The organism is Rhodococcus sp. NPDC058639 (genome assembly GCF_042717545.1).
GTDB lineage: Bacteria > Actinomycetota > Actinomycetes > Mycobacteriales > Mycobacteriaceae > Rhodococcus.
In genome coordinates this window covers 269,744-281,163 of record NZ_JBHXRF010000004.1, presented here as the reverse complement: position 1 = coordinate 281,163, position 11,420 = coordinate 269,744, and the positions used below count along the sequence as shown (strand labels likewise).

Annotated in this window: 11 protein-coding genes; 9 read left to right on the top strand and 2 right to left on the bottom strand. The window is 68.8% G+C overall.

Annotated elements, in window-relative coordinates; genetic code table 11:
• Nucleotides 1-80: 80 nt before the first annotated feature.
• The 8 genes from ACFWU2_RS09620 (at nt 81) to ACFWU2_RS09585 (ending at nt 8,882) form a co-directional block, all read left to right on the top strand.
• Nucleotides 81-635: a DUF6676 family protein gene (locus tag ACFWU2_RS09620; RefSeq protein WP_378604504.1), complete on the top strand. Its 555-nt coding sequence runs from the start codon at nt 81-83 to the stop codon at nt 633-635.
• A 511-nt stretch (nt 636-1,146) separates the two neighbouring features.
• Nucleotides 1,147-2,664: an NlpC/P60 family protein gene (locus tag ACFWU2_RS09615; RefSeq protein WP_378604501.1), complete on the top strand. Its 1,518-nt coding sequence runs from the start codon at nt 1,147-1,149 to the stop codon at nt 2,662-2,664.
• A 241-nt stretch (nt 2,665-2,905) separates the two neighbouring features.
• On the top strand, nt 2,906-4,171 hold the full coding sequence (locus ACFWU2_RS09610) for an AAA family ATPase (RefSeq protein ID WP_378605176.1): 1,266 nt from the start codon (nt 2,906-2,908) through the stop codon (nt 4,169-4,171).
• Nucleotides 4,168-5,130, top strand: a complete 963-nt coding sequence (locus ACFWU2_RS09605) for a DUF58 domain-containing protein (protein ID WP_378604498.1) — start codon at nt 4,168-4,170, stop codon at nt 5,128-5,130. The genes ACFWU2_RS09610 and ACFWU2_RS09605 overlap by 4 nt, the downstream gene beginning before the upstream one ends.
• Entirely contained in the window at nt 5,127-6,107 is a 981-nt protein-coding gene (locus ACFWU2_RS09600; RefSeq protein ID WP_378604495.1) for a VWA domain-containing protein, read from the top strand. Before ACFWU2_RS09605 ends, ACFWU2_RS09600 begins: the two co-directional genes overlap by 4 nt.
• Before the next feature lie 65 nt (nt 6,108-6,172).
• Nucleotides 6,173-6,922, top strand: a complete 750-nt coding sequence (gene fabG1, locus ACFWU2_RS09595; protein ID WP_378604492.1) for a 3-oxoacyl-ACP reductase FabG1 — start codon at nt 6,173-6,175, stop codon at nt 6,920-6,922.
• A 53-nt stretch (nt 6,923-6,975) separates the two neighbouring features.
• A complete protein-coding gene (gene inhA / locus ACFWU2_RS09590) occupies nt 6,976-7,782 on the top strand; it encodes an NADH-dependent enoyl-ACP reductase InhA (protein ID WP_378604490.1) in 807 nt (268 codons plus the stop codon).
• A gap of 20 nt (nt 7,783-7,802) precedes the next feature.
• Entirely contained in the window at nt 7,803-8,882 is a 1,080-nt protein-coding gene (locus ACFWU2_RS09585; protein WP_378604488.1) for a ferrochelatase, read from the top strand.
• A gap of 11 nt (nt 8,883-8,893) precedes the next feature.
• Here the strand turns inward: ACFWU2_RS09585 and ACFWU2_RS09580 are convergent, their stop codons facing one another.
• A complete protein-coding gene (locus tag ACFWU2_RS09580) occupies nt 8,894-9,580 on the bottom strand; it encodes a winged helix-turn-helix transcriptional regulator (protein ID WP_378604485.1) in 687 nt (228 codons plus the stop codon).
• A gap of 130 nt (nt 9,581-9,710) precedes the next feature.
• Between ACFWU2_RS09580 and ACFWU2_RS09575 the strand changes: the two genes are divergently transcribed.
• A complete protein-coding gene (locus ACFWU2_RS09575) occupies nt 9,711-10,544 on the top strand; it encodes a class I SAM-dependent methyltransferase (RefSeq protein WP_378604482.1) in 834 nt (277 codons plus the stop codon).
• Between the two features lie 6 nt (nt 10,545-10,550).
• On the opposite strand, the gene ACFWU2_RS09570 is transcribed toward ACFWU2_RS09575, so the two are convergent.
• Nucleotides 10,551-11,360 carry a hypothetical protein gene (locus ACFWU2_RS09570; RefSeq protein ID WP_378604479.1) on the bottom strand — a complete coding sequence of 270 codons (810 nt, stop codon included), beginning with the start codon at nt 11,358-11,360 and terminating at the stop codon, nt 10,551-10,553.
• Nucleotides 11,361-11,420: the final 60 nt, after the last annotated feature.

The following is an 11,420-nucleotide window of genomic DNA, read 5'->3' as shown; positions in this document are numbered from 1 at the left end:
AGCGCGTGCTCCCTGTGCCGACTGCTCGACACGGCGAAGCCGGGCTCGCACACGCTCCCGACCAGCACTACCGGAGAGAAATGTCTGCGCCACTGCTACGAATTCCCGGGCCGTCGGCCACAGATCTCCCTCCGGGGGTCACAGTCGAGGCGATCCTCGCCGACCTGAGCGACGACCAGGTCTCCGCGCCTCCCGAACAGGTCGACGATCTGGTCGCGGAGGTGGCGCGGGCGCAGGAACACGGGATCGACCTGAGTGTCGTGGTGATCGATCGGGATCCGCGCATGGACTCCCAGCTCCGTGACCTCGCCACCGAGGTCGGAGCCGAAGACGGGGGCACCGTGCTCGTCCTCAGCCCCGGCTGGGTCGGTACGTTCAGCGACAGTCTGGACCGGGTCACCCTCGAAGCCGCCGAGGACCATACCTACACCGGAAACCCGGTGGTCTCGACGAAGAACTTCGTCGACTCGGTGATCGAGCCCTCGCCGCCCTGGACGATGCTGACGATCCTGCTCGTGCTCGTCGTCGCCGCCGCATCGGGCGCGACGTACTGGGCGAAGAGCCGGCGTGCCGCCCGATCCGTTCCGGTGGAACACGCGCAGGCCCCCGCCGAGGGCACGACACCCACGACCTGACGACGACACCGCCGCCCGTCTGTTCGCCCGTTCCGGAGAGGATGTCCGGCACCGGAGTCCGCTCGCGGGTGGCCCGCATTCCCTGATCGAAATCTGTAACTGTCGCCCGAGACGCGCCCCCTGTGTCGTACGGTTCAGATGACGCTCTTGGGGAAGGTGTGTCACAAGCCCAGTCGTGGGGCGCTGCCCATGACTGGGGACCGGTACAGCGACCGATCGCGGGTACCCCGCGAGCGGTGTTCGGTGTGCGCTCCCCGAGGCGTCGGGCCCGACTGTTTTCTCAGGTCGGCACGACCGAGGGAGAGCGCAAGTGAGACGATTCGGTTTTCACGGGGGGATTCTGCAACGGTCTTCGCCTACCGGCGGACCGGCATCGCCTGCCACTGCCGGACGCCGGCGGTCCGTTGACAAGGGTGCCGCTGTCCGGCCCCTGCGAAGTACCGCTGCTCTCCGCAGCACCCGCCCGGGCCACGTCGTCCGCGCCTCTCGGTTGCTCGCAGGGATCGGGCTGATGACGACCGTGCTCGTCGCCGTGGGGTCGACTGCGGCTGCGGTGCCACCGCCACCGCCCAATCCGTCGGACACCGAACTGGACGCGGCCGGAACGGCCGTGACCTCCGGGATCGACCGCATCGGTGAACTGATCGTGCGCATCTCCCACGCAGATCAGCAGCTCGCCGAACTCGACGCCCAGGTCGCGATCAAACGCGAGGACGTCAACCGTGCCCTCGTCGACCTCCATTCCGCCCAGGACGCCGTGGCAGCGGCCGCGCAGACCGTGGCGTCCTCCCAGCTCGCCCTCCAGGACGCGGGAGCACAGATCTCGTACGCGCAGTCGGACTTCGACTCGTTCGCGCGGGAGAGCTACACCCGCGGATCGAATGCGACATCACTCGCCGCGTTCCTGTCCACCGACGGCCCCGAGGACCTCCTCGACCGCGCGCAGGTGATGCGCATGCTCTCGACCGGCCGCGACGCGGTGCTCGACGCGCTCGAACGCGCGCGCACCGAACAGGCGAACTCCCATTCCCGTGCGCGCGCCGCGAAACAGGAGGCCGACGCCGCAGCGGCAGCCGCGGAGCAACGCAAGGTGGACGCGGAAGGTGCGATCGCCGTCGCCCGCGATGCCCTCGACCGGGAAGCCGCAGAAAAGAGCCGCATCGAGCAGGCACGAGCGGGAGCCCAGGCCGAACTGGATTTCGCGCGCACCAACGTCGCCGGTCTCGAAGGGCAGCGCGCGGAGTACGTGGCGTGGGATCGCCGCCGTGTCGCGGAGGAGGCGGCCCGTGCCGCTGCCGCCGAGGTGGCGCGTGAGGAAGCGGCAGCGGCGGCCCAGCGGGTCGCAACCGACGACGCGGCGCTCGCGCGGGCAGCCGAACTGGCCAACGGACGACGTCCCCACACCGATTTGGGGGAGAGCGCACCTGCCCTCGATACGCCGGCTGTGAGTGCCGCCGTACCGGACGAGGACCTCGATCCGGACGTGTCACCGAGCCCGGGTAGTGAGGTGAACCCGGCGGACGAAGTCACCGAGACACCTCGCTCGCCGAAACCGCAGACTCCGCGGTCGACGCCGCGCACCCGGTCGACGCCGTCCCTCACCGGCACTGCGGCGGTCGAGACCGTGATCGACCGGGGCCTGTCCCAGATCGGGGTCCCGTATGCGTGGGGCGGGGGAGACGAGAACGGACCGACCCGGGGGATACGGGACGGCGGCGTCGCCGACAGCTACGGGGATTTCGGCAAGGTGGGTTTCGACTGCTCCGGGCTGATGATCTACGCGTTCGCCGGCATCGGGATCTCCCTGCCGCACTACACGGGATATCAGTACACCGCGGGCACCCAGATCCCGTCGTCGGAGATGAGACGCGGCGACATGATCTTCTACGGCCCCAATGCGAGCCAGCACGTGGGCCTGTACCTCGGCGACGGCACGATGCTCGAGGCGCCGCAGTCGGGTTCGCACGTCATGATCTCGCCGGTACGCTGGGACGGCATGACACCATATGTGGTGCGCATGGTGTCCTGACGGTGAAGTGATCGCGATCGCACAGTACGGGCGTGGGACTCGCCCACGCCGCGGGCCTGGCGTTACGACACACTGAATCGACACCTGCCATAGTGGTGCAGCAGGCGATTTCCAGCGGATCAACGTAGGCGAAAGCGGTGGATTCTTGGTGACCTCACGCGAGGGCGGGACGTCGGGTACGGCAGCGGACGCACAGAAGGGCGGGGCCGGCTCGAACAACGCCGCCGGTCAGGGCCACGACGTGGATCCGCAGGGCAAGGCCCGTCCGGAAAGCGGACCCGGTAGCGGCAGGACGGACACCGGCGCTCCCACACGGGGCAGCGTTGCGGCGAACACTCCCGCTGCCGGACACGGCCCGTCCGCCGGTGCGACGAGTGCGTCCCCTCCCGCCGTCTCCACGTCGAAGGACCCCGCTGCGGCCGCACCGGAGAAGGCCTACGACCCGGCAGACGACGTCCGGCTTCTCGAGCGCGCCATCTACGAGGTCAAGCGTGTGATCGTCGGCCAGGATCTCCTCGTCGAACGCATGCTCGTCGGAGTGCTCGCTCGCGGGCACGTCCTTCTCGAAGGCGTGCCGGGTGTCGCGAAGACCCTCGCGGTCGAGACGTTCGCCAAGGTTGTCGGCGGATCCTTCTCCCGCGTCCAGTTCACTCCCGACCTGGTACCCACCGACCTCGTCGGAACCCGGATCTACCGGCAGGGCCGCGAAGAGTTCGACACCGAACTCGGCCCGGTGGTCGCGAACTTCGTGCTCGCCGACGAGATCAACCGCGCCCCGGCCAAGGTGCAGTCGGCGCTGCTCGAAGTGATGGCGGAACGGCACGTCACCATCGGTGGCAAGACGTTCCCGATGCCCGACCCGTTCCTGGTCATGGCAACGCAGAACCCCATCGAGAACGAAGGCGTCTACCCGCTGCCCGAGGCGCAGCGAGACCGATTCCTGTTCAAGGTCCTCGTCGACTACCCCTCGGTCGAGGAAGAACGCGAGATCGTCTACCGGATGGGAGTCGCGGCTCCGGAACCGAAGCAGGTGCTCTCCCGTGAGGAACTGCTGCGACTGCAGAAGATCGCCAGTCGCGTGTTCGTGCACCATGCGCTCGTCGACTACGTGGTGCGGGTCATCTTCGCGACGCGTTCGCCGGGCGAACTGGGTCTGCACGACGTGCAGGGCTGGATCGCCTACGGCGCCTCTCCGCGTGCGACCCTCGGCATCATTTCCGCAGCCCGCGCACTCGCTCTCGTCCGCGGGCGCGACTACGTGATCCCGCAGGACATCATCGACGTCATCCCGGACGTGCTGCGTCACCGCTTGGTGTTGTCGTACGACGCGCTGGCCGACGACGTCTCACCGGATCGCATCATCGCCGAGATCCTGCAGACGGTCGGTCTCCCGCAGGTCGCCCCTCAGGCCACGGCGCCCGTGCCGACGGGTCCCCCGGCGGCCATGCGTCCCGGTGTTCCTGTGGTGCCCGCGCCCGGACCGCACGGGGGTGCAGGGCAACGGTGAGCGAACCCGCCCGCGACGGGTCGCCACCCACGTTCCGTTCCGGCGAGCTGCGCGACCCCGCATTGACTGCTGCGCTGCGCACCCTGGAACTGACCGTCCGGCGCCGGCTCGACGGTGTCCTGCACGGTGATCACCTCGGCTTGATCCCCGGACCGGGGTCCGAACCGGGCGATGCCCGGGAGTACCAGCCGGGCGACGACGTGCGTCAGATGGATTGGTCGGTCACCGCCCGCACCACCCATCCACATGTGCGGCAGACCGTCGCCGACCGTGAACTCGAGACCTGGCTCGCGGTCGATCTGTCCGCGAGCCTCGATTTCGGCACCGCGGCGTGCGAGAAGCGCGACCTGGTCGTCGCAGCGGTCGCCGCGATCGCGCATCTGACGATCGGCGGTGGCAACCGGATCGGCGCCGTGGTGTCCACCGGTCGCGACACGGTGCGGATTCCCGCGCGCGGGGGACGGGCCCACGCCCAATCCATGTTGCGCACCATCGCCACCATCCCGCACCCACCGGACGGAACCCGCGGTGATCTGCGCGGTGTGGTCGAGGCGCTGCGGCGGCCTCAGCGCCGGCGCGGTCTCGCCGTCGTGATCAGCGACTTCCTGGGACCGCTCGACTGGCAGCGGTCGTTGCGTGCCCTCTCCGGCCGGCACGACCTGCTGGCGGTCGAGGTGCTGGACCGCCGCGACCTGGAACTGCCCGACCTCGGAGATGTCGTCCTGCACGATCCGGAAACCGGACGCACCCGTGAATTCACGACGACACCCCAACTTCGCGCCGACTATGCCGAGGCTGCCGCGGAGCATCGCGCTGCGGTGCAGCAGGCCATGCGCAGTTGCGGGGCCCCGATGCTGAGCTTGCGGACCGACCGGGACTGGATCAGCGACGTGGTTCGTTTCGTCGCGGCTCGCCGGCACAGTTACGCAGCCGGCGGCACGGGGAGGGCGGGCCGGTGAGCATCTCCGGTTTCACTTCACCGTGGTGGTTGCTGTTCCTGGTCGTGGTTGCCGCCCTCGGCGTCGGCTACGTGCTGGTGCAGCGCCGCAGGCTCTCCCACACGCTGCGGTTCACCAACTTCGAGCTTCTCGAGAAGGTCGCTCCCGACCGGCCCGGACGTGCCCGCCACATTCCGGTCGCGCTGCTGCTGGCCGGTCTGGTCTTCCTCACGGTCGCCCTCGCCGGACCTACGGCCGAGCAACGAGTGCCGCGTAACCGCGCGACGGTCGTCGCGGTGATCGACGTGTCGCTGTCGATGGAGGCGACCGATGTCGCGCCGTCCCGGCTCGCCGCCGCGCAGGAAGCGGCGAAGCAGTTCGCGGACGACCTGACCCCCGGGATCAACCTCGGACTCGTCGCGTTCTCCGGTACCGCGTCGGTGCTGGTGTCGCCGACGACCAACCGGGAAGCGACCAAGACGGCGATCGATCACCTGCAACTGAGTGAGCGCACCGCCACCGGTGAAGCGATATTCACGGCGATGCAGTCCATCGACACCCTGGCCGCTGTGCTCGGCGGAAGCGATCAGGCGCCCCCCGCCCGGATCGTGCTGCTGTCGGACGGAAAGCAGACCGTGCCCGAGAGCCCCGACGACCCGCGGGGAGGTTTCACCGCGGCGAGGCAGGCAGCCGAGAAGGGAATCCCGGTCTCGACGATCTCGTTCGGCACCGCGACCGGAACGGTCACGATCGAGGAGGAACGCATCCCGGTTCCTGTCGACGATCCGTCCCTCAAAGAGATCGCGAACCTGTCCGGGGGCAGCTTCTTCACCGCGTCGAGTCTCGAGGAACTCGAGGACGCCTACAACACTCTCGAGGAGCAGATCGGCTTCGAAACCACGCGTGGCGACGCCAGCCGGCCGTGGCTGATGCTCGGTGCTCTCTGCGTCGCTGCCGGTCTCCTCTCCGCCATGGTGCTTCGCCAGCGCCTGCCCTGACCCTTCTTGTCGCCGCTCACGGAGCCCTGTCCGTGTGCGATCCACCACCAGATAGGTTTGTCGCCATGACTGACGCAAGTAGCCCCGCCGCGTCCACGCGCCCCGCGGGCACTCCCCGGTCCGTTCTCGTCACCGGAGGAAACCGCGGTATCGGCCTCGCGGTGGCTCGCCGCCTGCAGGCCGACGGACACAAGGTTGCCGTCACCCACCGCGGTTCCGGTGTCCCCGACGACCTGTTCGGTGTCGTGTGCGATGTCACCGACACCGACTCGGTCGACCGCGCATTCACCGAGGTCGAAGAGCACCAGGGGCCTGTCGAGGTGCTGGTCGCCAACGCCGGCGTCACCGACGACACCCTGTTGATGCGCATGACCGAGGACCAGTTCACCACCGTCCTCGACGCAAACCTCACCGGGTCCTTCCGGTGCGCGAAGCGCGCCAACCGGGCGATGCTGCGCGCCCGGTGGGGGCGGATGATCTTCCTCGGTTCGGTTGTCGGAATGGCCGGCCAGGCCGGACAGATCAACTACGCGGCCTCGAAGGCCGGCGTGATCGGACTCGCCCGGTCGGTGACCCGCGAACTCGGCTCACGCTCGATCACCGCCAACGTCGTCGCACCCGGATTCATCGAGACGGACATGACCGCGGAACTGTCCGACGACCTGCGCGACATGGCAAAGAAATTCATCCCGATGCAGCGTCTCGGCAAGCCCGACGATGTCGCGGGCGTGGTGAGCTTCCTCGCCTCAGACGACTCCGCATACGTCTCGGGCGCTGTCATCCCCGTCGACGGAGGCATGGGCATGGGTCACTGACCCGCCGTCACACCCGGACCACATCCGAATCTCACTGGAGGATCGACACACTCATGGGCGGACTGCTCGAGGGCAAGACCATTCTCGTCACCGGCATCATCACCGATGCCTCCATCGCGTTCCACACCGCCAAAGCGGCACAGGAACAGGGCGCGAAGATCATCATCACCGGCTTCGACCGGTTGCGGCTGATCGACCGCATCGCGCAGCGTCTGCCGCAGCCGGTGCCGCCGGCGATCGAACTCGACGTGCAGAACACCGAGCACCTCGAGGGGCTCGCCGACAAACTGCGTGAACTCGCGCCCGAGGGGATCGACGGCGTCGTGCATTCGATCGGTTTCGCGCCGCGTTCGTGCCTGGGCAGCCCGTTCCTCGATGCCCCGTGGAGTGACGTCGCCGTCGCCCTGGAGGTCTCCGCGTACTCGTACGGTGCACTCGCCAAGGCGGTGCTGCCGGTCATGAACGAGGGCGGTTCTCTCGTCGGCATGGACTTCGATCCGTCGCGCGCGGTGCCGTTCTACAACTGGATGGGTGTCTCCAAGGCGACCCTCGAATCGGTCAACCGATACGTCGCGAAGGAGGTCGGCCCGCGTGGGATCCGCTCGAACCTCGTCGCGGCCGGCCCGATCAAGACGCTGGCCGCCAAGGCCATCGCCGGCGACGCGACCGGCCCGGGTGCCGAGATGAACCGCCTCAACGAAGGCTGGTCCGCGGCGTCCCCGATCGGATGGGACGTCGAGGACCCGACACCGGTCGCAAAGACCGTGTGCGCGGTACTGTCCGATTGGCTGCCCGGCACCACCGGGTCGATCGTGTACGTCGACGGTGGTTTCCACTCGCAGGTCGGCCTCGGCGCCTGACAGGTCAGGAGAGCACTCTCATGGTGAGCACCCCCGAATCGTTCGACGCACTGCTGGTGCTGTCGTTCGGCGGCCCCGAAGGCCCCGACGACGTGCGGCCGTTCCTCGAGAACGTCACCCGGGGCAGGGGCATCCCGCCGGAACGTCTCGACGACGTTGCCCAGCACTACCTGCACTTCGGGGGTGTCTCACCGATCAACGCGCTCAACCGGGCCCTCATCGATGCCGTGCGCGGCGAGTTCGAGGCCCACGGCATCGACCTGCCGGTGTACTTCGGAAACCGCAACTGGCATCCGATGGTGGAGGACACCGTCGCCACCATGCGTGACGACGGGATTCGCAACGCGCTCGTCTTCGCAACCTCGGCGTGGGGCGGTTACTCGGGATGCCGCCAGTATCACGAGGACATCCGCCGGGCACGGAACGCGGTCGATCACGCCCCGGACCTGACGAAGATCCGGCAGTTCTACGACCACCCGCTGTTCCTCGACGCGGTCGCCGATGCCGTGCGCGCGGCCCGCACCGAACTGTCCGACGACGCAGGGGACGCGCGTCTGGTCTTCACCGCTCACTCGATCCCGACTTCCGCCGATGCGACCGGTGGACCGCCGGACGCCGGTGGCCGTCTCTACAGCCGCCAGGTGGCCGAGGCCGCACGCCTGGTCGCAGATTCGCTCGGTGTCGACGACTACGACCTGGTCTGGCAGTCGCGTTCGGGCCCGCCTCAGGTGCCGTGGCTCGAACCCGACATCGTCGACCATCTCGACGCGCTCGACCAGCGCGGCGTGGCCTCGGTGATCGTCGTTCCGGTCGGATTCATCTCCGACCACCTCGAGGTCGTCTGGGATCTCGACACCGAAGCCCGGGACCGTGCGGCCGAACTCGGTATGGGATTCGTGCGCGCGGCGACGGCCGGGACCGATCCCCGTTTCGCGCAGATGGTTCGTGAACTCGTGCAGGAACGCCTCGGTACCGCATCGCCACGCCGGCGCGGGACGGAACCGGAGTTCGGAACGGGGTGCAACGGCACGCTGTGCGCGGTTCGGTGCTGCGAACCCCCGGCGCGGTCCTCTCGGCCGGCGCCCACCGCGGAGGACTGAGAACCCACGGCTCAGAGAGCCGGTTCACCACTGCGATTCGCCCCGGCCAGGGGAGAGACGAACCAATTCGGGAGGGACCGCCGCAGCCCCACCGGGCCGTCCACGGCCACGGCTCCGGTGCGCAGCGCCTCGGGCCAGTCGCTTTCTCCGCGCCAGATTTCGGTCAGAGTCCGTAGACCCGCCGTGACCGTGACGGAGACCTCGAAGCCCGGATCGGTGTCGCAGACGTCGACCTCTCCGGGAACGATGACCAGCCACCACCGCCGCGACCCGCGTGGGGCGCCGGTGAACACGAACTCGACGACCACCCGAGTCTCCTCGATCGCGGAGTGGTCGACGTTGCGGTGCATATCCCACATCAGCAGCTTGGGGTCGAGGTCCTCGTCGCCGAGCCGGCCGGTCCAGCGCGACCCCCACGTGCCGAGCGCGGCCACCACCGGTTCGAGGTCACGTCCGGCGGGAGTGAGCACGTAACGGACCTCCGAACCGTCGACGGTCCGTTGCACGATTCCCGCGACCGTCAACTGGTGCAACCGGGTGGACAGCAACGACGGCGACATCCGGGGGAGTCCGCGGCGCAGGTCGTTGAATCGCTCGCTGCCGAGCACCAATTCGCGCACCAGCAGAAGTGTCCACCGCTCGTCGAAGAGTTCCATCGCTTTAGCGACGGGACAAAATTGGTGGTAGGGCGAGCCCATGCTTGGAATGGTAGGCCTCTCGAGCGGTACAGATTCCGAACTGGAACCGATCCACGGGTGTTCATACCGTTGACGGTGCGCCTCGGAGATCCGTCGACGACGGATCGGACGCTCCGTAGGAGGAGATGTGATGACCGAATCCCGCTCGGAACTCGACGTAGACCGCGACCTCAAGGCGAAGCACCGTGCCATGTGGGCGCTCGGCGACTATCCGGCTGTCGCGTCCGGAGTGATCCCGTCGCTCGGACAGATCCTCGTATCTGCGTGCCGGGTCGGCCCGGGCGACCGGGTGCTCGACGTCGCGGCCGGTTCGGGCAACGCGGCGATCCCCGCGGCACTGACCGGTGCCACCGTCGTGGCTACGGACCTGACACCCGAACTGTTCGAGGTCGGCCGTCGCGATGCCGAGGACGCCGGCGCCACCCTGACCTGGCAAGAGGCAGACGCGGAGGCGATGCCGTTCGGCGACGCGAGTGCCGATGTGACGCTCTCGTGCGTCGGAGTGATGTTCGCGCCGCACCACCAGATGGCTGCGGACGAACTCGTGCGGGTCACCCGTCCGGGAGGCCGGATCGGGCTGTTGAGCTGGACGCCCGGCGGATTCATCGGCCGGATGTTCGCGGCTATGAAGCCGTACGCGCCCGCTCCGCCGCCCGGGGCGCAACCACCACCGCTGTGGGGAGACGAAACCCACGTGCGGGCACTGCTGGGAACCCGGGTCGGCGACGTACGGGTCCGCACGGAGTCGTTGCGCGTCGACCGGTTCGCCACCGGCGAAGAGTTCCGCGACTTCTTCAAGGCGAATTACGGTCCGGCCGTCGCCGTCTACCGTGGGATCGCCGACGACCCCGAGAAGGTGGCCGCCCTCGATCGCGCTCTTGCCGATCTCGCGCGGCAGTACGACCTGGGTGGTGGAGCGATGGACTGGGATTACCTGCTGTTCACCGCACGGCGTGCGGAGTGACCGACATCAGCCGCGCGTGGTGGCGTGCAGAGCGGCGGTGACCGCACCGACACGTGCGTGCCGCACTGCCGCCCACAGCGGGCGCAGGGCGTCTTCCCGGGCCAGCGCGGCGGAGGCCGAAACCGCGCGCAGTCCACCGCCACGACCGGCGACCGTCAGGATCGCCGCGACCTGATCGGCGGAGTCGAGGATGCGTACGGCACGCTGCGGGATCGTGTCGGGATACCGGTGGCGGGCGAACTCGGCGATCTCGGCCGCGATCTCGGCACGCGGGTCGGTGCTGCGCCCGTCGTCGCCGACCGTGCGGATACCGGTGAGCGTGGCGGCGGCGTCGCGTACCGCTTCGCGCATGGTGAATTCGGCTTCCCCGAGGCCGGGTAGGTCGGTGAATTCGGGCACCACCGGAACGGCGAACACCGTCCAGCGGAGTACATCGGGTCCCTCGACGGTCGGAACCAGACCGAGTCCGGGCGTCCCCGACGCGCCGACGAGCACACCCTCTCCGGCGGCCGTTGCGGCTGCGGAGAAAGCAATGCCCGCGGGTAACCCGCGCACATCGCCCGGAGACGGCAGCAGCAGTCGAATGCCCGAACCCCCGGCGGGGTCGGCCCGCCGGATCACGGTGAGCAGGACCGCGGCGCCGTCCTCAGGGTCCTGGCCGGTGAGCCCGGCGCGGTGTGTCGCGTCCGCCTCGGCGGCAGCGACGAGGTGCATCGGCGCCCACTCGTGCAGGGCATCGATGACCTCGTCGGGCGCTGCGCGACCGGACAGCCACGCTCCGGCCCACAGCGTCAGGCTCTGACTCGGGGAACTCACCGAACGAGCATAGGACGCACTGTTCTCCGGCGTGGCGACGACCGCGCGCCGGTGCCGTTG

What these genes read in the sequence shown, in the direction of transcription:
- ACFWU2_RS09620 (WP_378604504.1), top strand. Translation starts at nt 81, where the DNA reads ATGTCTGCGCCACTGCTACGAATTCCCGGGCCGTCGGCCACAGATCTC.
- ACFWU2_RS09615 (WP_378604501.1), top strand. Translation starts at nt 1,147, where the DNA reads ATGACGACCGTGCTCGTCGCCGTGGGGTCGACTGCGGCTGCGGTGCCA.
- fabG1 (WP_378604492.1), top strand. Translation starts at nt 6,173, where the DNA reads ATGACTGACGCAAGTAGCCCCGCCGCGTCCACGCGCCCCGCGGGCACT.
- inhA (WP_378604490.1), top strand. Translation starts at nt 6,976, where the DNA reads ATGGGCGGACTGCTCGAGGGCAAGACCATTCTCGTCACCGGCATCATC.
- ACFWU2_RS09585 (WP_378604488.1), top strand. Translation starts at nt 7,803, where the DNA reads ATGGTGAGCACCCCCGAATCGTTCGACGCACTGCTGGTGCTGTCGTTC.
- ACFWU2_RS09580 (WP_378604485.1), bottom strand. Translation starts at nt 9,580, where the DNA reads ATGGGCTCGCCCTACCACCAATTTTGTCCCGTCGCTAAAGCGATGGAA.
- ACFWU2_RS09575 (WP_378604482.1), top strand. Translation starts at nt 9,711, where the DNA reads ATGACCGAATCCCGCTCGGAACTCGACGTAGACCGCGACCTCAAGGCG.